We start from the raw sequence: 20,519 nt of genomic DNA, 5'->3' as shown, positions 1-20,519 counted from the left end.
AAGATGCAGCCCGCGCTCCCAGCAATGGAAAAACCGTCTCAGCCGGATGCTGAAACGGTCATCTCCGGAAACTTGCAGTCCCTTATTCTTTTACGCTGCCCAGATTCAAACCTGCCACAAAGTAGCGCTGCAGGAACGGATAAACGAACAGGATCGGCACAGCAGTTACAATCGTGATGGCCGCCCGAATCGAAGCAGGGGTAACCATAGCCTTAGACTGACCCGTATCAACCCCGTTTAAGAGAGCCGGGTCGGTATTAGAGTTCATGGTAGAGCCCAAGAGCTTCATCATTTCATATTGCAGCGTACTCAGCTTGATATCGGAAGAAGCGTACAAGAAGGTATCAAACCAGGAGTTCCATGCGCCGACCGCGATGAACAACGCAATGGTTGCGAGGGCGGGCATGCAGAGCGGGAAGATGATCCGCAGGAAAATTGTGAAATCGCCTGCTCCGTCGATCTTGGCGGATTCGACCAAACTGCCTGGGAGAGACTTGATATAGGTCCGGATCACAATCAGATTGAACGCGCTGACCATCGCCGGAAGAATGTACACCCAGAAGCTGTTCAGCAAGCCAAGTTGCTTGATCAGGAAATAATTCGGGATCAGGCCAGCGTTGAAATACATGGTCAACACGAAGAACACGCCGATGATTTTACGAAACAAATAGTGAGGTTGAGCCAAGGTATAGGCCAGCATCGTAGTGAGAAACACGCCTAGCACTGTCAATGTTACGGTTCTGGCAACCGAGATCCAGGCAGCATGATAGATCGTTCCCGAGATAAATATGGCCCGGTAATTTTGCATGCTCCAAATCCTTGGCCATAAGTAGAGGCCTCCCCGCAGCGTATCATTGCCTTCGTTAAAAGATACCGTCAGCGTGTGAAGAAAAGGGTACAGGGTGACGATGACCAGGAAGAGCATGAAGAACCCGTTCAGCGTGTTGAATAAGATCGGTTCCAAACGATTTTTCTGGATAGTAGTCATTTTCATATTCAACCCCTTATAACAGCCGCTCTTCGCCTAGGCGCTTCGCGATATGATTTGCACTCAGAACCAGGGCAATGCTGACGACCGTCTTGAAGATGCCCGCCGCTGTCGCCAGTGAATAGTTGCCAAGGGTGATCCCGTATTTCAGCACGAAAATATCAATCGTTTGCGACCAGTCTACAACCAAGCCGTTCCCCAACAGATACTGCACTTCAAATCCTGCATCCAGAATGTGGCCGACATTCATGATCAAGAGGATAATGAACGTCGCTTTAATGCCTGGCAAGGTAACATAGCGCATCTTCTGGTATCGGTTGGCTCCATCCATGGAAGCGGCTTCATATAGCGATGGATCGATGGAGGTAATCGCGGCCAGGTAGATGATGGTGTTCCAACCGACTTCCTTCCACACGTTCGCGGCGCCGACTATACCCCAGAAATATTTGCCGATGCTGAGCCACATAATGGGCTCCTTGATGAGATGAAGCTTCATTAATATGACGTTGACGATGCCGTCCTCCACGGATAGTGAGGTAGCCACAATTCCAGCCGCAATGACCCAGGACAGGAAGTGAGGCAAGTACGAAATGGTCTGAACCGTGCGTTTGAAAAATTTCACTCTGATTTCATTAAGAAGCAGCGCCAGCACGATCGCCGTCACAAAACCCAGTACCAAATTGATCAGGCTCATGCCTAATGTATTGCGGAGTACCTGAAGGAAGACGTCGTCACCCAGCAGAAATTTGAACTGATCAAAGCCCACCCATTTCTGCTTGAGAAACGGCAGAGCCGGGCGATAATTTTGGAAAGCCGTTAACCAGCCCCAAATCGGGACGTAATTGAAAATAACCAGGTAGATCAGAATCGGTACCGACATGAAGATCAACTGCTTCTGACTTTTTATCGTTTTCCAGCTGAATTCCACGCCGATTTCCGGATCGATCCATTTCTTTTTCTTAACAACTGCTGCTTTCACTTCTTGTTTCAGTATGGTTTCGGCCATTGTCCGTCCCTCCCGAACCGGAATTTGTCGTTTGTAGCGGCATTGGAAAACGGAGAAGACCTGAGACTCCTCCGCTCCACGGCAAGTGAACTATGAATTATTTGCTGCTCCAGTTCTTGATCCGCCACTGAATCTGATCGTTGATGCGATCTTCGTAGGCTTTAACATTAGCTTTAGCAATTTGGTCCGTGTATTCTTTCCAGACATTATCGAAGTCAGCCGGTTTAGCCAAAATCGCCTTCGGCAAATATTTCACTTGCAAATCGTTCAGCTTGGTTTGGGCCACTTTCGCCGGGGAACCGTCAATCAGGTCGATAGTCCAGGCTGGATAGTAGACCGGATTTTCTGGAGGCGACTTGAGGAACTCCGCCCATGTCTTGTGATTGTAAGCTTTCATCACTTCCTTATCCTCAGGCTTCAAACTGTCGTAAAATTCCTGCGGCTGCGTACGCGGATCGGTCGCGTTGCCGTCGCTGTATGAACCCTGCATCTTCGGCAGGTTCTGTAAGAAGGCCTCCGCCCTGTTAGCCAGCTTCCAGGTGTTGTCGTCCTGCTGGGTCCGCTGTTCAGGCGTACGATAAAATTTACCATCCTTGACAAGATAGTCCTTGCCTTCTTCCCCCCATTGCAGCGTCTTCTGCCATTCTTCGGACATCAGGGTATCCAGGAACTTGATGATGGCAACCGGATCCTTGGCCTTGACGGAAATGCCATAACCGCGGTTGATGTTCAGAGCAGGACGATCCCGATAGTGCTCCGTCGCACCAGGATAGACTAGCGGGAAAGGTACGTAGGTGTTGCCGAACTTACCTTGGGAGATCAGGGAATTTTCACCGTCCAGGAAATTCCATTGCTGATCGAACATGCCGATAACGCGGCCGCTGGCGATCTTGGCCAGATATTGGTCATAGTTCTGTACAAGAGCCTCTTTATCCATCAGTCCCTTATCGTTGATTTCGTTCAGCTTCTTGTAATAGTTCTTGGCGATATCCTTGTCAGCGAAGATAGAAGCCTTGGCGTTCTCCACGATAACGCCGCCGTCGTTCGCATATCCCGCCAAGTGCTCCGGCGGGTTCTGCAGCGGGAACACTCTCCAGTCGAAGTTCAGCGTCTCGAAGCCGATCCTGTCCGGATGCTGCTGCTTGGCCTTCTCTATAATAGCGAAGTAATCGTCCAAGGTCTTGGGAGTCGGGTAGCCCTGCTCCTTCAGAATATCCTTCTGCAGCCAGAAGCCAGGACCCCTGTAATCCGTCTCGTTGAACGTGCCGGAGAACACGCCGAAAGCCGGTAATGCATAGAGATGGCCGCTTGCCGGATCCTTGATTTGGTTCCAGACATTCGCGTAATGCTTCTTCAGGTTCGGCGCATACTTCTCAATCAAGTCCTCCAGAGGTATGAATGCGCCTGCGGCGATCAGCTTGTCATCGCCTGTCATGACGTCCGGATAATCGCCGCCGGCAATCATGACGCCCATCTTCTGGAGAAGGTCGCCGACCAGAAATTCCATCTTCAGGCTGACGCCGGTTTTATCCTTGATCATCTTGTAGATTCGGTTGTCCGCAGTAGGCTGCTGGTAAGAACCTCCGATGAACATGGAAATCGTCATGGGCTTGATCGCTTCCGCTCCTTGGGAAGCCGCAGGGCTTCCTGAAGCATCGCTTGGTGCCGCGCTGGATGTGTCCGAACCGCCGCTCGAGCCGCTGCAGCCTGCCAGTAAGACACCGAGTGTCAATACAGGGATGATCACTTGAAAAGCGGATCGTTTAGTTTGCAATGCCATTTTTTCTTTTCCTCCCTTTTTGTATCCTGCTGTTAGCGCTTACTTGGTGATATATCTAATTATACCCATCAAGAATGCGCTTCCAATTCACAAAATAAAGGTCTTACCCCTATAAATTAATGGTGAGCAATTTGCTTGTGATTGTCCGCTTCTGCGTATTCGTCCTTTCTGCCCGGAAAGACAACCGGATAAAATTATATGCACCGTTGTTCCATACATTAAAATCATGAACACCATTTTTTAGAAGGACCTGGTAATAATCACCGAGAAACTCTCCCGCGGTGTCCGTGAGCCCTTCAACCGATTTGGAATAGTTGTCTACTGCAACTCCATCCATGTCGCCGCAGGTCATATAAAGCAAATGAAGCCTGTGGCTGCATGAAGCGATACTGGCGCCCAGAACCTTGCCGTCGCTCGACGTGGGAGCATTTGAAAAGGCACCGATATAAGCGAATAGATCCTCCATACCTGGCGCGAGCACAGTCGTATCAAGCCCATTTTTCCAACTGCTCTTTGTTCCGGTATATGCTACCGCATCGCATCTGTAACCGCCGAGGACCATATTCAAGGATTGCATACCACCCATCGAAAGGCCTGCAATTGCCCTGTGCATGCGATTATATTCGATTCTCTCTGGAGACGCGTTTTTTATAACGGCGAATGTATGGAATTCAGATTCAATAAAGGGGATCAGATCATATCTCAGCTCATAATCGAAATAATAGAACCCAAGCATGTTGGTTCCTAAGGAATTGAACGTACAGTCCGTCCAGTCGAACGCGCTTCTGCCGTTGGGAAAAACGACGATAAGCGGATGGATATCGCCGTTAGCGATGAGATTATCAAAGATATTGCATATGATATAATTCCCGTCAGCTTTGCCGTTGCTACGTAACCATTCGTAATGATCTCCGCCTACTCCGTGGAGCAGATACAATACTTTGTATTTGGTATCCGTATCCTGTTCATTATAACCTGCAGGCAAATAGATGTTGCATTTTTTAATGATTTCGCTTCCCTTAACGGTTTCTCTTCCCGCTTCTCTGGCGTCGATGTTCTGATCTGTAACAAGCTGCCGCGACTGGTTAATATAGTTCCTGACCGTGTATGAAACCTCATGAACGGTACCTTGAAGTTCCTTTTTAACTGCCCGTTTATATCCGGCAGGCACAGCCGTCACATCCATGTTTTTCATGGTTCATCCAAACCCTTTCGTTTCAATCAATAAGGATCGATCGTCCGAATCGTTCCATCTTCGTTATAGTGTAACTCCGTGTATTTGACGCAACGCTTGTGGTTAACGCCTTCGGACAAAGAACTGTCATGGTAAAATAAGTACCATTTGTCTTCGAACTGGACAATGGAGTGATGAGTTGTCCAGCCGATAACCGGAGTTAAGATCGTGCCCTTGAAGGTATACGGTCCCAACGGATTCCGGCTGACGGCGTATACTAATTTATGGGTGGTGCCCGTGGAGTAGGACAAGTAGTACCAGCCGTTATATTTGTGTACCCATGGTCCTTCAAAATAGCGCCTATCCTCGTCTCCAGCGAGAATCGGGCCGCCGTTTTCGTCAACGATCGAAATTTCTAGTGGAGCGGTTTGAAATGAAAGCATGTCCTCGCTCAGCAGAGCGACCCGAGGACCAATCGCAGGCTCCTCCGCCGCCGGCCCCACCGCTTCCGGCTCGAAAGTACCGGTCTGCCATTTTTCCAATTGACCGCCCCAAAGACCGCCGAAATATATGTATGCCCTATTGTCGTCATCAACAAGCACGGCTGGGTCGATACTAAAGCTTCCCTCGATATAAGACGGTTGAGGAAGAAAAGGACCGGCCGGTGACTTGCTGGTCGCTGCACCGATTCGAAAAACCCCATTAAGATCCCGGGCAGGAAAGTACAAGTAATAGGTGCCGGCCTTAAAAGCAGCATCAGGAGCCCAGAGTTGTTTGGAAGCCCAGGGAATATCTTTCAAATGAAGGACTTGGCCATGATCGATAACGGGGGACTCGAAGCCATCCATGGATAGAACATGATAGTCTTCCATTGCATATTGATCCCCATTGTCATTATCAGCGCCGTCATGATCGAGATCGTGTGACGGGTAGATGAAAATTTTCCCCTCAAATACGTGCGCCGAAGGATCGGCAGTGAAGATATGGGTGACAAGCGGGTGATGAGGTTTCGGTAGATTGTACATACTTGCTCTCCTCTATTTTATTTATTATGGTTATTCATTTACTTTTCATTGCGGCTAATGCAATCGGCATGGATACCCATAACTTCTTTTTCGTAAGCCTCCCCCCATTTTGCTTCTCCTTATGGATTTGATTTTATCTTGCTCCTTTATTATGAGACTTTGTATGCGATTACAAAATAAACAGATTAAAGATCTATCCCCCCTTTAATAAAGATACGGGATAACATATTTAGAACACTTGCATAAAATAGCACCTTAATTTGGCATGCGTTTGCATTTCCAGACAAGCAGGACCATGAGGCCGTAGTACGGGAACCAAATCGATCGGAATGAGTGCTTTGCGCGATATGTTGATGAATTCGCTCCCTAAATATCGACATAATCCGTCTTCAGCCTGCGCAGACTTTCTTCCAAACTGGATTCAATTCTCGAGCTTGAAAAGTCGAACGTTCCACACCATATCTGCCGGCTTTTGAAGATAAATAGAAGTTCTCGCGAGACGCTTGACTGATCGCTTTGCCTAATACCGTTTCGACTTTAGTGGCGCCATAATAAGGCGAAACATCAATATAATTAATACCGGCGTCAATAGCCGCATGTACTATTCGAATGGCTTCCGCGTCATCCGTTTGGCGAAATACGGAACCAAGGGAGGAAGCGCCGAAGCTAAGCTTTGAGACTTCCAATCCTGTTTTTCCTAATGGGCGATACTTCATAAAATCACTCCGTCCTTGAAAATAGCAATTTCCTTACTCGTTTTTCGGATACTAAATGTTTGTGTTTCGAGCTTAATCGCTCCTTCATCATAGCTTGTAAAATTCTCTTGCATTTTCTCCAAATAATCTTGCTCTTTCTTGTTTTCCCCACGACTTCGGTATGGCACTTTCGATAATTTCCAGAACTTCGTCATAGGTAGCTGCAAGCAAGCAAACCGGCCAATCCGTTCCGAAAATGACCCGTTCAGGTCCGAAAACTTCCAAAACATGTTCGATATATCGTTTAAAATGCTGCGGTTCCCATGCTTGATGATCGGCTTCCGTCACCATGCCGGAAACTTTGCAATATATACTCTGATGTTTAGATGATGCACGTTCGATTTGCACAGCCCATGGCTCAAACACCTGCTCCGCGATACGCGGTTTGCCGATGTGGTCAATTACACCTCTCAATCCTGGAACGGCGTCGAGCAATTCATTAAGCTCGTTTAACTGATTCGATGTCACGAGCAGATCCACGGGAAAACCCATTTTCGCATAATATTTAAGCGCTTCCACGAACATGGGCTCGAGCAGTTTGCTTGCATCGGACATTTCTTGGATCATAATGCGAAAACCAACGAATTTCGGATGTTCCCGCCAACGTTCGAAATACTCCCGGTGAGATGGATCAAATAAATCCAGCCATCCGACAACGCCTAGAATCGAGTCCGAACGATCAGCAAGTGTAAACAAATACTCTGTTTCCTGATACGTAGAGGCTGCCTGAACGACGATGGTGCCGTCTATGTTGTGTTTCTTCAAATGAATTTCGAGATCTTCAGGCAGATAGTCTCTGTACAACACCGGTAGTTCAGGTGTAATCCATCCATAATCTGTTCGAGACATCGACCAATAATGTTGGTGAGCATCAATACGCATGGGAAAGTCCTCTCCTCTCGTCATGATTTTATTTTACGATATTAATAAGAATTTAAAATATCAGTTAATTGCAAATTTATATCCGATTTTGATATATTTGAACCAAACATAACTTACTGGAGGTCATCTGGGTGCAACCGATTCGCAAACCATTTTTTCTGGATCCGATCTTTCCATTCGAAATGGTTTATAAAGGTCTTTTTATCGATGATGCCATCTGCGAAAAAGAACAGGGTGATTTATTCCTCATCCCCGGCAACACCATCCACCGCGCATTTCCCTCCGCCATCGAACCTATTGTTTGCAAGCAGTCTCGCTTGGTGATGGATATGAATCACTTGCGTGCTTTGAGATTGTCCGAAAAAGCGTGTGTCAGCGCCAGCCACCTCGCTTAACTCATATTTAACAAATAATCCCTATTCATATTAATTATTCCAAAATATAAAATAAGGAGACCGCTGCGTGAGCGGCCCTTTTTATTCCACTTATTTTGCTCTTTGACTGCGATACCAATCGTTAACTTCTTGAGAAATCTTATCTCCCCCGTAAGCGAACCACTTGTTCACAAATAAATCAAAGTCGCTTTCAGGAGCATTGTTGAACATGATTTCTTGGAAAGTCCGCTGTTCAAGTTTTTGAAGAAGCTCCCATTTTGTTTTCATAATTGGAGTAGGCGGCTTTGCAGCAGCGCCTCTGCAATCCCTGCCGATCCGCTCCATCTTCATTCTGCTATGAATTACCGTGGAAAGCTTCGTTTACAGTTCTACAACCGCTTTAATCACGCCGGTCTCCTTCGAGCCGAACCGATCAACCCTTCACTCCGCCCACGGTCATCCCTTGTACGAAGTGCTTCTGCAGGAAAGGATAGACGAGCAGAATCGGAACGCTGGCGATGATGGTCATTGTAGCCCGGATGGAGGTCGGAGTAACCGTGGTCACGTTTCCGCTTTGCGCATAGACGTCGCCGGACGATTGAGAAGTTGCAGTATTGGAAGTTTGCAAAATCTTCATAAGCTCATACTGCAGCGTGCTCAGCTTCAAATTGGATGAATTGTAAAGGAATACATCGAACCAGGAGTTCCACTGCCCTACCGCCACAAACAGAGATACGGTAGCCAGCGCCGGAATGGTCAGCGGTAGTACGACCCGCATAAAGGTAGTAAATTCGCCCGCACCATCGATACGGGCTGATTCCAAAATCCCTTCGGGCAGCCCCTCTATGAAGGAGCGAATCACAATCATATTGAACACGCCGATAACGCCGGGAACAATATACACCCAAAACGAATCGATCAGACCAAGATTCTTGATGAGCAAATAGCCGGGAATCAGGCCACCGCTAAAATACATCGTAAATACGAAGAACATGGTTACGAACTTGCGCAGCACGTAATCCTGACGGCTGATGGTATAAGCCAGCATAGCCGTACTCAACACGGAAACCGCCGTTCCGATGACGGTCCGCAGCACGGAAATGAACGTGGAATGGTAGATAGAGGATTCTCCGAATATATATGTGTAGTTCTCCAGCGTCCACAGTCTTGGCCACACGTAGACGCCGCCCTTGATGGCATCGTTTGCGTCATTGAAAGAAACGGCAAGCATATTGACGAAAGGATATAAGGTGACGATCATCAGACAGATCATGAAGACGATGTTGCAGGTATCAAATATTTTATCGCTTAAGTTGGAATTACGTAAACGGGACGATTTCATATTTCGCATGATGGCGAGCCTCCTTTAGAACAATCTGCTTTCGCCCATTTTCTTGGCGATAAAGTTGGCGGAAAAGAGGAAGATGAAGCTGACGACGGTCTTGAACATGCCTGCAGCCGTTCCCAGCGAAAAATTGCTCATCGCCATACCGTACTTCAGCACGAATATATCAAGGTTTTCGGAATAGTCCGCATTCATTCCGTTGCCTAGCAGATACTGCGGCTCAAATCCCGATTCAAGAATATTCCCCAGACTCATAATCAACAAAATAATGATAACCGGCTTCAGACCCGGAAGCGTAATGTGCCGAATCCGCTGGAACCGGCTTGCGCCATCGATTTCGGCTGCCTCATATTGGGCCGGGTCGATGGTGGTAATGGCCGCCAAGTAGACGATGGTATTCCAGCCCACGTCTTTCCACACCTCGGAGACTCCGAGAATGCCCCAGAAATATTCCCCTTTAGCCAGCCACAGCACCGGATGGTCAATGAGATTAAATTGGGTCAAAATCTGATTGACAATCCCCTCTGTCGATAAAACCGTCAATACAATGCTTGACGCTACCACCCAGGAGATAAAATGGGGCAGATAGCTTACGGTTTGAACGACCCGCTTGAACAAAATATGTTTCAATTCATTCAAAAGAATGGCAAGCGTAATGGCGGTCACGAACCCTAACACCAGCTTAATGGAGCTCATGACCAAGGTGTTCCTTAGTACCCGGTAGAAGGTATTGTCCTGGAAGAGAAAGTTAAAATTGTTCCAACCGATCCATTCCTGAGCAAACAACCCCTTTGCCGGCCGGTATTTTTGGAAGGCCATTGTCCAGCCCCACAGGGGGACGTATTTAAAAACAAAAGCCCAAATCACAAAAGGGATGGACATAAATACAAGGGACCGCTGATAAATCAGGCGTTTAAAAAACGAAGACTGATTTAATTGTTTACCCAAAGCAGCGCCTGCTGACGAAATCGCAGGTTCTATCGGTTTCTCCACCTGGCAAAACTCCTTTCCGCAATCCAGAAAAATTCGATCTTACCACTTGCCGGCTATCCGATCCTTCACGGCCTTGGTGATGGTATCCTCATAGACCTTCTTGTCCAGCTTGTTCAGCTCGTTAATATATTCGTTCCATGTCGATTCGAATTTATCGGGAGATTCCAGAATCAGCCTCGACATATATTTCTTTTGAAGATCATCGGATTTGGTTGTGAAGATTTGTTCCGGCGAGCCTTGAGGAATGCTGATGGACCAGGCAGGGAACCATTTGCGCTCATCAGGCTTATTGAAATAATCGCTGAAGGTCTTTGCACCGTACGCTTCAAGAATCTTCTTGTCTCCATCGGTGTACAATTTAGTTGCTACTTCCGGCTGGTTGCCCGGCGAAAAAGCGTTGCCGTCCTTCAGAACGGAGTTGCTGCCGTATTTGGGCCAGTCGCTGGCGAAATAGGTGAACCCGAAGGTGCGGCTCAGCTCCGGATCTTCATGGTATTTGCTCTGGTCATCCTTGTAGTAAAAGCGGCCCTTTTCATCCACACTGTACGTTTGATCCTTAATTCCCCATGAAAGCAGAATCTGATTTTCTTCTTTCAGCATATTATCGAAGTACTTGATAATGCGAACCGGATCTTTGGCCTTCACCGTAATACCGATGGCATAGTTGCCGACAAATCCGGGCGGATCGATGTATTGATCTTTAATTCCCTTATCGAATACGATCGGAAGCGGCGCATAGCGCTTCTCGTCAATGCCTGCCGCCTTCAGGTTTTTGTTCGCGTCCCCTACCTGCCAGGCATAGTTAAAGTAACCGAGCACCCGACCGGAGGTCAGCTTCGCCAAATATTGGTCCTTGTTCATGGTGAAAGACTCCGGATCGAACAGACCAACGGCACTCATTTCATTCAGCTTCTTGATCCATCGCTTCTGATATTCGGTTCCCGCTACGATCTTTGCTTCATTCGTTTTCATATCCACGATGACGCCGCCGTCGTTAGGGTAACCTGCCAAGTGCATGGCCGGGTTTTGCAGGGTGAAGAAATTGTTGTTTACACCTGCCGACACAGTAAAGCCAACAGTATCCTTGCCATCCACTTTCGGATATTTTTCCTTGTACTTTTTGATCAGATCAAAGTATTCGTCAAGGGTCGTGATTTTCGGATAACCGAATTCTTTCAGTACAGAACGCTGAATCCAGAAAGCGCCTCCGCCGATATCCGGCCCTGCCATATATCCTTGGTCAGCCGTGAAGGGAAGCGTATAAACTTTGCCATCCTTTGCCTTCATTTTATTGAAATAAGGACCGTACACGCGCTTGATATTCGGTCCGTACTTCTCAATCAGATCATCCAGCGGAATGTAAGCTCCCGCATCCATCAACTTGGCCATCTCGCCGCTGGAACTGATGACATCTGGATAATCTCCGCTTGCGATCATGACCCCCGCTTTGGTAGCGCTGTCACCGACAAGGTATTGCAGCTTGAAATCCACACCGGTTTGCTTTTGCAATTCCTTGCCGATCGTTGTTTCACTTGCCAGTACATCCTTTTTGCCCTGCGAAAAGAGATAATACGAGTATGTAACAGAGGTTTTATTCTCGGATTCCGCTGTTGCTGATGCTCCCCCTGTCGGAGCGGATGAGGCGCTATCCTTGCTACCGCTGCACCCTGCCACTGCAGACGTTATCAGCATAGCCGCCAGCCCCGAAGTCAACACTTTTTTTACAACCATTTGACTTATTGCCCCTTTCGAATTGGATGATGCCTTGTAGACGCTTTCATTATATCAGCAAACCCAATTGATAATTAGACAAGAAAGTTTAGTTCATAGTATGAAAAGTATATGGAAATGCCGCATCCCTATAGTTTCTCCGTGAGCAGAGGCAGTACAATCTCAATGCGCGTACCTTTCCCTTCCTTGCTGTGGATGTTGAAAGCAAATCGCTCTTGATAGATGAGCCTAAGTCGGTAGAATGTGTTTTTGATTCCGACCCGTTCTCCCATGACATCGTCCTTAGCCAGATATCGGTGGATTTCTTCCAGCTTGGACGGGGACATGCCGATTCCGTTATCCTCCAGTGTAAATTTTAATTCGTTGGACTGAACGCCGATACGGATATGAATGATCCCCTTCTCCGGAACGGATTCAACCCCATGAATACTGGCATTCTCCACGAAGGGCAGGAAAATCATATTCGGAACCATACAATCGACTGCATGTTCATCTATCTGAACGTCGTATTCCAACTCGTCATCGAATCGGTATTTCTGAATTTCAAGGAAGCTTTTAATTACCTCCAGCTCCTCGCCTACGGTGATCCAATCCCGACTCCAGGATATCGATTTGCGGAACATTTTGGCCATGTTATGGATAATATCCGCCGTCTCGTCTTCACCTTTGATCACGCTTCTCATACGTATGGATTCCAGGGCGTTAAACAGGAAGTGGGGATTAATCTGACTGTGCAAGGCATGGAGTTGGGCCTGCTGCTGCTTTAGTTCCAGATCCTTCTTCTGGATATCCGCAAGGTAAACGTCGGTAATTAAACTGTCGATTCGTTCTGTCATCCGGTTGAATTCGTTCGTTAGCTGGCCGATTTCGTCCCTCCCCTCCTCGTGCGGGATGGTCTGGAAGTTTTGGTTTTTTACCTTCTTCATATGCTTTAGAATCCGCACAAGACGGACATGCAAAGACCGGGACATGGCGGCAATGATCATGGAGGGAACGACGAAATTAATGCACGCGAGCAAAATGACGAAAGAACGCGACTTCCGGACTTCATTTAAGACGATCTCTTTGTTCATAACACCGTGCAGCGCCCAACCTTCCAAATAATTGATCCCCGTATACGAGGCCTCGAAGCTCTCGGACTTTGACGGCAGAGGAATATCTTGGTACAGAACCGTCTGCAGGGCCCAATCGACATCTGAATCATTGCTGAACCGTACCCGCCCCTGGGGGTCGACGAGATACACCTTACCGTCAAAGCCGTTGTTGTGAAAATATTGGCTGATGGTCTTCATGTTCAGATCGATCTTGAGAATTTGATTGAAGCCGTTCGTGTAGTAGTTGTCCAGCCTCTGAATCAGGCTGAAAGACCGATCCGAGCATATGAGGGTAGGGAAAGGCGCGGAAAAAGACTTAAACTGGGTATACCAATCGGAGCTCTTCATCTCGTCGGTCAACGGCTCTATATAGCCGGACAGGATGGTGGGATTATCCGTGTATACTTTATACTGCATGGCACTTTGAAGATTTTTGTCGGAATTGGAAAATGTCCCCTTAAGATAAGAATTATAAGCTTCCACATAGTCAATCGCGCGTGGATAGCGGTGGGCAAGATTTTCGTTAAAGGTACGGTCGGCATAAAATGAATAGGATAAACCCGCTGCTTGGTCAACGACTGCTTTCAGCGATCCTTTGATATTTTCCAAGGCCAAATTGGCATCGCGGATTTTCTGGTTGCGGATATTCGTAGTGGTCGCATTATAGAATACGACATTTGTCATCACAATGGGAATGAATACAGACAGCACATACATGAGCAGCAATTTGTCACGCAGCTTCATATTATTCAAATGAATTTTTCTCACGTAAACACCACCTGTCTATTCTTTTTTTACCAGTTTGTTTCGATACTCCATTGGTGATAATTTTTCCAACTTTTCAAACTGGGTTACGAAATAGTTTGCATTCTGGATGCCCACCATTGCCGCAATCTCATACATCCGCAGGTCTGTTTGACGAAGCAATTTTTTGGCTTCCTCCACTCGCAGTTCAAGGAGGTAATCATTGAAATAGACGCCGTAGTGCTTGCGAAAGAGCTGCCCTAGATAGACGGAATTCAGATAGAATTGAGCGGCAATGCTTTTCAGGTTAATACTTTCTCTATAATGCGTGTCGATATATTTCTTAATCCTCGCGATATCCCCTTTGGACTTCTCTTTGCGCAGTTGGGCAATATGCTCGGCCGCTTCTGTAACCATTAGCATAAAGTGCTCCTTCAGCTGCCGTAAACTCCAGGTGCAGTACTCCCTTTCCATCATTTCCAGCAACCGCCGTTGCCCCTCATCATTACCATCCATTTGCTTTATTATCCTCATAACTCTGGTAATGAAACGGGAAAGCGAGCCGACAACGGCCGGTGGAGTAAATCGCCGGTCATGAAAAATCTGAAACATGCTGTCTATCATTTGTCCAAAAGCTTCTTTATTGTTTTCTTCTAACTCCACCATTAACTGGTTGCACATGCCTGAGTCCATTTCGAAAATGTGAAAAACCTCCAGTACAGCAGCGACCGAATATTCCTCTTCTGTAAGCGCTACCAATCTTTTTCTGTCGATCGCTGCTGCCAGTTTCTGAAGTGAGGCCCCCAGTTCCTTCACATCAATGGGCTTCAGGATATAATCTTGAACCCCATAACGGATCGCCTGCTGGGCATAATTAAAATCGTTGTAGCCGCTGATAATAATGAATTCAGGGTCAATTCGCCCTGCTTCCTTTATGCTGCGGATTAGATCCAGCCCGTCCAACACCGGCATCATAATGTCGGTAATGACCAGATCAGGCTCCAGGCGGTTGATCATGTCTAGAGCTTCCCCGCCGTTTTTCGCCTCGCCGACGAGGGTAAACTTGTACTGCTCCCATCGGATCAGCTTTTGCAGCCCTTTACGAACAAATACTTCATCGTCCACTAACAACACCTTGAACATGAGTTTGCCTCCTTCTGAAATCCTGTTCAGATTGGAAATTATTCTATCATATATAATTGATTCCAAAAAGAAGCCAATACCAACGAGAAATGGAAATCCTTTGTGACTTTATTGCCGGCGATTCTCGTATGAATTGGGTAAAAAAATAGAGGCCCAGGGATTCATAAGATAGAATCCGCCGAAGCCTCTTTTGTGACAGCCCAATATCATTTATAAAACTACGGCGTTGTACCCGTCTCCGCTTCATAAGTGGTGCCGCTGACGGTGTTGCCACCCAATTGCCCTACAAAAGTGGTAACACTTTGGGCAGGAAGCTGGGCTGTAAAGGAACCGCCCGACACATTGATGGCCGATCCGGCTGCCATATTTCTGCTGCTGTCCGTTACCCATGGAGATATCCTCGAGGTCGTCCCATTCTGCAGGACAAAGTTTTGGCTTATTGCTGATGTGCCTCTGTTAATTGCAACAATAACCACCTTGTTGTTCCCTTTGTATGCAGATGTGTAAACATTTGTATTGGGATTCTTCGTTGCATCAACCCTTACATATCCGGGACGAACAAATTTCGAGAAATGAGCCATATTATAACCACGCTTGCTTATCGTACCGTCCTCTTTCATAGGCCCGTATTGCCTGCGGATGTACCACCATACATATGCCTGAAAATCTGCCTCTACCATCGCATTGTGTATATGATAGGAAACATCCAATGCCTCGGGCCAGCGATCCGCCGAGTTGTTATCACTATTTGGATAGTAAACTTCCGTCATCCAGAGATCTTTTCCCGCTCCTTTTTGTTTGAAAAGAGGATAAGCAAAATCACTGAACTTGGTACCATAAGTATGAGCGCCAAGAATATCCATATTAGCAAGAGCCTGCGGATCGTTCAAAATAGGGTCCGACATATTTTTCAGGTAAGAAAATGACTCCGGCGCGATTACCCTGCAATTAATGGATCCGGCATTTTCTTTCATAAAGCGAAGCATTTCTTGTGGAGTCCACCATGTCCAAGTATGTGCATAATCAGGCTCATTTTGGACAGAAATAGCATACAGATCCACACCATTATTCTTCATGTATGTAACGAAATCATTAAGATGCTGAGCATACGCAGCGTACTTGTCGTATTTTAGCCGCTTTGCATTTGTATCCCCATTACGATTGAAGGTTTCGACCATATCGCTGGGAGGATTCCATGGCGAAGCAAAAACGATGGCTCCCTGTTCGATCGCACGTTTGGCAGTTGGCAATTCCCGATACCAATTATTCCGATTATCGTCGACATAGATTCTTAAAACAGAAAAGCCTAACTGATTATCCCCATTACCAAAAGCTGTTTCTCTTTGGGCTGCTGTCAAATCTCCAATCCAGGCCGGGTGATTGATGCCTCCAAAACCGCGAATCACTTGTTTTTCCGCCGATAAATTAACTTGTACATCACTTGCTGCCGAGACTTTGGCAGGCGCCGGCACGGTTAACATGAGCGGCAGCGTAATTGCACATGCCAATAATACATGAATTGATTTTTTAACACCTGAAATCATTACTTTCATCTCCTCACAAACTGATATTTTGGCAACTTCCGTTTTACGGCTGTTAAATAACCTGTCTGACCACCTCCATGCCTTGTAGGCGCTTTCATTCATTATATCAGCAAACCAATTTCATGATTAGACAAGAAAGTTTAGTTCGTAGTATAAAAAGTATATGAGAATCTGCAAAGGGGGATTGGCCAAGTGGAGCTCCCAAAAGTGAATGTTGAAAATATGAACATCAAGATTTCGTTAGGCGGTTTATTATTAAACGTTTTGTATGTTAAATTCGGGGTCTTTTATCAATCCTTTCTCGAACACAGCCATAGCATGAAAAGCTACGAACTACATTATATTCCTCGGGGACACGGAATCTTGATAACAAATGGCCGCAAATATGCGATTCATCCTGGCACGCTTTACATGACGGGCCCGGATATTGTGCACGAGCAAATTACGGACCTCTCCGACCCTATGGCGGAATACTGCATATGCTTTGAAGTGTTGGCCCATCATTGTAACGATGATCCGGATCTTTCCTTTATTGCCGAACAATTCGTTCAAACAACCTTTTGGTTTGGTCAGGACAAGCAGAATTTGATGCCATTATTCGAGCAGCTCTCCTATGAAACAGCCAACCATTATATCGGCTACTACCTGACGGTTCAACATATAATCGAGCAGATCGTCATCAAACTGGTCAGAAACTACACCGACAATTATCCGACCACCTCAGCTATGCCGCTTAAAACCTTGGACGACGAGAGAGTCGTTATCATTGAAAACAGTTTTCTGTCAAACTTTCATGATTTAACCATACAGAAGCTCGCTCAAAAACTGGGGCTAAGCGTCAGACAGACGGAGAGAACCATTCAACAGTATTATGGCATATCGTTTACGCAAAAAAAGACCCAGGCAAGAATGACGGCTGCCGTCCGCTTTCTTTCTACGACCTCAATGTCCATTAGCGAAATAGCGCAGCATGTCGGTTTTTCTTCATTGGAATCTTTTTGTACCGCCTTTAAGAAATACTACAACGTCTCGGCAGGGGAATTTCGCTCTTTGCGAACCCCCCTCGAGACATAGCAACGAAAAAACGTTACAAATCGCGGTTATCCCCACACGCCTCAAGCATCGCATCTTTCAGCCAAAATAAACGCAACTGTAACGTCCATACCTGAATTCAGCGTTAAGCGAATATACTTGCCAAATCCATCGTCAAGCGTCTTTGTTTCTTGGCCGTTAACCATTGCTTTCGTCCAAGGAAGGCCCGCTTTTACATGGATGTCATTATGGTCTGCACCTGATTTTAATGTAACGCGTACAACGTTGGTGTCCCAAAATAACTCTATGACCTCCACCCGGGTCCTTGTCATCAGTCCGTTTATGGACCCCGATTTCCAGTCGGAAGGCAGAGCCGGAAGAACTTCAATTTCAGATGTATTGGAAAATAGCAGCGCTTCATTTACTGCTCCCACAGTACCAAATAATGTATCCGTGCAGTAGCAGTCGTTTCTTCTGTTGGTGTCATGGTCTGTCATCAAGGAAGTGTAGTATCCGGAATCCGTCATCATCGGCAGAAGGGAAGAGATGACACCGTCGCCGTTTTTTAACCTGGCGTAAACAAGAGCCTTGTGCATCCAGCCGTGTCCGGCTGTCGCGTCTCCTGTATTATATTCATTTCTGTTCTCTACAGCCGTCTTGGCTGCTTTAGTCAACTCCATATTGTTCTGCGTTTCATACGCTGGCCATGCCGGGTAGAGATGGCTCAAATGGCGGTGATTGTTGTTTTCGGTGTATTCATTCATCGCCCATTCGCGTAAAGCGCCGTCCTTGTCAACCTTATAATCCGGCAGCAGTTCCAGCAACGTTTCCCATTTGGCGGCTGCGGCTTCATATCCGTCGCGCTTTACCGCCTTTTCCATGGTGATGACCATATGCAAACCGTCCCGCGCCGCGGAAATATCCATTGTAGCATTTGCCGTTATCGTACTGTTGTAACCGATCGGGTTATTCTCCGGCGAGTAGGTTGGGATCAACATATATTTCTCCCCCGGGTGTAACGCCGTCTTGTCTTTCTCATAGCACGCATTACCGTTTATATCCGTATAGTATTCCGGCGTACATAGCTGCTCCCAGAAATTAGCCTGCTTTGTCAGCAGCGGAAGCAAAATATCCTTTTCCAAGTCCAAATATCCTTTTTCGATTAATTGGTCGAATTCTTCGTCCGTCAGCCCTCCGTCCTCTACACTGAGAAGCGGTTTCAGATCATGGATTCTCATATTAGTGTGGATTGCAATCTGCCGGTTACCGTAACACTGCCAATATTCGAAGATGGGAAGCAGACACCAGCTCGCCCCTGCATTCCAATACTCAAATGGATAATCATTGTCGTATTCCACATGCATTCCGCGATCGCCATCCGAATTTACCGACACCTGCAGGGCATCATGCATCCCGTAGGCCATTCGCGCATTGTATTCGAAGTCGGGGGCATTTCTCAAGAAGAACGTGATATACCCAAGCTGCGCTTGCGAGAAATGGCCTGTATTCATGGGAGAAACCTGCAAATTCACGTTGGCGTCAAGGGTATAGATGCCACGCCAGCCGGGATTCCACTCCCCGGTCCACATTCCATACAACCTCGGCGCGCTTGAACCGCTGCAGCAAATTAAGGCATATCGTCCCTGGCTGTACACCTGCTCCATAAAAGCGTGATTGATTCTAGCTTTGGATATCTTTTGCTCATTGATTAGCGTTAAGTTGTCTGCACGCTTGAAGTCCTCGTCGCCTTGAAGCGTAAAACATACTGCGTTAAATTCTGCGGACTGTTTCAGGGCATGCGGCGCAAGGGCGGCATTGTAATCGAAATTACCGAAGGAATCCTTATACTTTTCCGCAACGGCGTTCGTGTTTCTAAAAAGACTATCAACTATAGCGTATTGCGTCATTCCGGCAAAATCTTCGATTTTGCCAATCTCCAATGTCCTGTTCGATTGTGTGATTAAATAAACGGCATCGGCATCGATGACTTGAATCGCAGGATTCTGTTCTGTTCCAACATTCATCGGTTCATTCGTCTCAGCGAGCTGCACAAGTTTCTTGGTTCCGTTAACAACGATAACCTGCGTCACGCCGGCGTACCCTCCATGGATCAGCTCGCTGCCCGGGTAGGACGGGTAATGGACAACCTGTGCGATATATTCCGCATTCGGTTCCACCAGCTTTTTATATTGGAGCGCCGTTACTTCGGACATACCATCCCGCGCTTTGTACATACTTGAAATGTCATCAATGGCAATGATCATGTTGATCTTTTTGCCGGCAGAGGATTGTTCGATCTTCGTAATCGAAACATTGTCCTCTCTGGATGTAAATGAGGTTCGGATCCACTCGCCAAATTCATCGACGTAACGAACTCCGGTTTCGGCCGTTTCATAATTCGTCCATCTTTCATAACCGGACACGCTTCCCTTATAAGTCATGCTTAATCTGAGCTGGTGGCCCGGATGATAGCTGTAAAAAAATGTTCTTCCCCTTGTTTTACCGTCCGCATGGGTAATCTTCCATTCATCATTTAGGTTGAAAACATTCCATCTGGCATCAGCAAGCTGCCCCGGTAATTCTTCCGGAATCACTCTAGGATCTCGAGACGGATAGTTGAACCACATGTATTGGAAAATAAAGGTATCCGAATACGGGGATCCTGACGTGATATACCCGTTTTCGCCGTTTCCGCTAATCATGCCTTCCCGCCACACGGATCCGGGGTTTGTTCCTGGTACCTCTTTATAGGTGTTAGCGTAATTTCCTTTTTCGTACATTCGTGTAGTTTCCGATACTTTAGTCATGCTATTACTCCTCCTGATCTGCTCGTTTTGGTATTTATTATACCGAGCAGAAGAAGGTTCATGAATCGTTCAGAGCGACAAAATAGAACACAAAGATGTCGT

The 20,519-nt window shown here is 46.8% G+C and carries 16 protein-coding genes and 1 pseudogene; 2 read left to right on the top strand and 15 right to left on the bottom strand.

Annotation, left to right across the window (positions count from 1 at the left end; translation table 11 throughout):
* Window positions 1-82: 82 nt before the first annotated feature.
* The 7 genes and pseudogenes from AC3G2T_RS00395 to AC3G2T_RS00365 form a co-directional block, all read right to left on the bottom strand.
* Window positions 83-994: a carbohydrate ABC transporter permease gene (locus AC3G2T_RS00395; RefSeq protein ID WP_474682059.1), complete on the bottom strand. Its 912-nt coding sequence runs from the start codon at window positions 992-994 to the stop codon at window positions 83-85.
* A gap of 10 nt (window positions 995-1,004) precedes the next feature.
* Window positions 1,005-1,994, bottom strand: coding sequence for an ABC transporter permease (locus AC3G2T_RS00390; protein ID WP_488434129.1), 990 nt, complete (start codon window positions 1,992-1,994; stop codon window positions 1,005-1,007).
* Window positions 1,995-2,091: 97 nt separating this feature from the next.
* Window positions 2,092-3,774 carry a type 2 periplasmic-binding domain-containing protein gene (locus AC3G2T_RS00385; protein WP_488434128.1) on the bottom strand — a complete coding sequence of 561 codons (1,683 nt, stop codon included), beginning with the start codon at window positions 3,772-3,774 and terminating at the stop codon, window positions 2,092-2,094.
* 109 nt (window positions 3,775-3,883) lie between these two features.
* Window positions 3,884-4,969, bottom strand: a complete 1,086-nt coding sequence (locus AC3G2T_RS00380) for an alpha/beta hydrolase (RefSeq protein ID WP_474682056.1) — start codon at window positions 4,967-4,969, stop codon at window positions 3,884-3,886.
* A gap of 26 nt (window positions 4,970-4,995) precedes the next feature.
* Window positions 4,996-5,973 carry a glycoside hydrolase family 43 protein gene (locus AC3G2T_RS00375; protein ID WP_474682055.1) on the bottom strand — a complete coding sequence of 326 codons (978 nt, stop codon included), beginning with the start codon at window positions 5,971-5,973 and terminating at the stop codon, window positions 4,996-4,998.
* Between the two features lie 369 nt (window positions 5,974-6,342).
* A pseudogene (locus AC3G2T_RS00370) lies at window positions 6,343-6,689 on the bottom strand (aldo/keto reductase); the annotation flags it as partial.
* Between the two features lie 87 nt (window positions 6,690-6,776).
* Window positions 6,777-7,610, bottom strand: a complete 834-nt coding sequence (locus tag AC3G2T_RS00365; RefSeq protein ID WP_488434127.1) for an amidohydrolase family protein — start codon at window positions 7,608-7,610, stop codon at window positions 6,777-6,779.
* Between the two features lie 131 nt (window positions 7,611-7,741).
* On the opposite strand from AC3G2T_RS00365, the gene AC3G2T_RS00360 reads away from it, so the two are divergent.
* Window positions 7,742-8,005 carry a hypothetical protein gene (locus AC3G2T_RS00360; protein WP_488434126.1) on the top strand — a complete coding sequence of 88 codons (264 nt, stop codon included), beginning with the start codon at window positions 7,742-7,744 and terminating at the stop codon, window positions 8,003-8,005.
* A 90-nt stretch (window positions 8,006-8,095) separates the two neighbouring features.
* Here AC3G2T_RS00360 and AC3G2T_RS00355 read toward each other — a convergent pair whose 3' ends face one another.
* The 7 genes from AC3G2T_RS00355 to xynC form a co-directional block, all read right to left on the bottom strand.
* Window positions 8,096-8,329, bottom strand: a complete 234-nt coding sequence (locus AC3G2T_RS00355; protein ID WP_488434125.1) for a hypothetical protein — start codon at window positions 8,327-8,329, stop codon at window positions 8,096-8,098.
* Between the two features lie 88 nt (window positions 8,330-8,417).
* Window positions 8,418-9,335: a carbohydrate ABC transporter permease gene (locus tag AC3G2T_RS00350; protein ID WP_474682052.1), complete on the bottom strand. Its 918-nt coding sequence runs from the start codon at window positions 9,333-9,335 to the stop codon at window positions 8,418-8,420.
* 15 nt (window positions 9,336-9,350) lie between these two features.
* Window positions 9,351-10,310, bottom strand: a complete 960-nt coding sequence (locus AC3G2T_RS00345) for an ABC transporter permease (protein WP_474682269.1) — start codon at window positions 10,308-10,310, stop codon at window positions 9,351-9,353.
* A 51-nt stretch (window positions 10,311-10,361) separates the two neighbouring features.
* On the bottom strand, window positions 10,362-12,053 hold the full coding sequence (locus tag AC3G2T_RS00340; RefSeq protein ID WP_488434124.1) for an ABC transporter substrate-binding protein: 1,692 nt from the start codon (window positions 12,051-12,053) through the stop codon (window positions 10,362-10,364).
* 128 nt (window positions 12,054-12,181) lie between these two features.
* Window positions 12,182-13,915, bottom strand: coding sequence for a sensor histidine kinase (locus tag AC3G2T_RS00335; RefSeq protein ID WP_488434123.1), 1,734 nt, complete (start codon window positions 13,913-13,915; stop codon window positions 12,182-12,184).
* 15 nt (window positions 13,916-13,930) lie between these two features.
* Window positions 13,931-15,034, bottom strand: a complete 1,104-nt coding sequence (locus AC3G2T_RS00330) for a response regulator transcription factor (RefSeq protein WP_488434122.1) — start codon at window positions 15,032-15,034, stop codon at window positions 13,931-13,933.
* Window positions 15,035-15,252: 218 nt separating this feature from the next.
* The gene (xynC, locus tag AC3G2T_RS00325; protein WP_488434121.1) at window positions 15,253-16,578 is read right to left on the bottom strand and encodes a glucuronoarabinoxylan endo-1,4-beta-xylanase XynC; all 1,326 of its coding nucleotides are present in this window, start codon (window positions 16,576-16,578) and stop codon (window positions 15,253-15,255) included.
* Window positions 16,579-16,770: 192 nt separating this feature from the next.
* On the opposite strand from xynC, the gene AC3G2T_RS00320 reads away from it, so the two are divergent.
* Window positions 16,771-17,652 (top strand): helix-turn-helix transcriptional regulator, encoded by an 882-nt coding sequence (locus AC3G2T_RS00320; RefSeq protein WP_488434120.1) that lies wholly within the window; start codon window positions 16,771-16,773, stop codon window positions 17,650-17,652.
* Between the two features lie 41 nt (window positions 17,653-17,693).
* Here AC3G2T_RS00320 and AC3G2T_RS00315 read toward each other — a convergent pair whose 3' ends face one another.
* Window positions 17,694-20,417: a glycosyl hydrolase family 95 catalytic domain-containing protein gene (locus AC3G2T_RS00315; protein WP_488434119.1), complete on the bottom strand. Its 2,724-nt coding sequence runs from the start codon at window positions 20,415-20,417 to the stop codon at window positions 17,694-17,696.
* Between the last annotated feature and the right edge of the window lie 102 nt (window positions 20,418-20,519).

It is taken from the genome of Paenibacillus sp. sgz302191, from assembly GCF_057749925.1.
Note: the sequence above shows the minus strand (reverse complement) of the source record. Positions and strands in the feature narration are given on the sequence as shown.

Coding starts and splice junctions, on each gene's coding strand:
- AC3G2T_RS00395 (WP_474682059.1), bottom strand. CDS start 994: ATGAAAATGACTACTATCCAGAAAAATCGTTTGGAACCGATCTTATTC.
- AC3G2T_RS00390 (WP_488434129.1), bottom strand. CDS start 1,994: ATGGCCGAAACCATACTGAAACAAGAAGTGAAAGCAGCAGTTGTTAAG.
- AC3G2T_RS00385 (WP_488434128.1), bottom strand. CDS start 3,774: ATGGCATTGCAAACTAAACGATCCGCTTTTCAAGTGATCATCCCTGTA.
- AC3G2T_RS00380 (WP_474682056.1), bottom strand. CDS start 4,969: ATGAAAAACATGGATGTGACGGCTGTGCCTGCCGGATATAAACGGGCA.
- AC3G2T_RS00375 (WP_474682055.1), bottom strand. CDS start 5,973: ATGTACAATCTACCGAAACCTCATCACCCGCTTGTCACCCATATCTTC.
- AC3G2T_RS00365 (WP_488434127.1), bottom strand. CDS start 7,610: ATGCGTATTGATGCTCACCAACATTATTGGTCGATGTCTCGAACAGAT.
- AC3G2T_RS00355 (WP_488434125.1), bottom strand. CDS start 8,329: ATGGAGCGGATCGGCAGGGATTGCAGAGGCGCTGCTGCAAAGCCGCCT.
- AC3G2T_RS00350 (WP_474682052.1), bottom strand. CDS start 9,335: ATGCGAAATATGAAATCGTCCCGTTTACGTAATTCCAACTTAAGCGAT.
- AC3G2T_RS00340 (WP_488434124.1), bottom strand. CDS start 12,053: ATGGTTGTAAAAAAAGTGTTGACTTCGGGGCTGGCGGCTATGCTGATA.
- AC3G2T_RS00330 (WP_488434122.1), bottom strand. CDS start 15,034: ATGTTCAAGGTGTTGTTAGTGGACGATGAAGTATTTGTTCGTAAAGGG.
- xynC (WP_488434121.1), bottom strand. CDS start 16,578: ATGATTTCAGGTGTTAAAAAATCAATTCATGTATTATTGGCATGTGCA.
- AC3G2T_RS00315 (WP_488434119.1), bottom strand. CDS start 20,417: ATGACTAAAGTATCGGAAACTACACGAATGTACGAAAAAGGAAATTAC.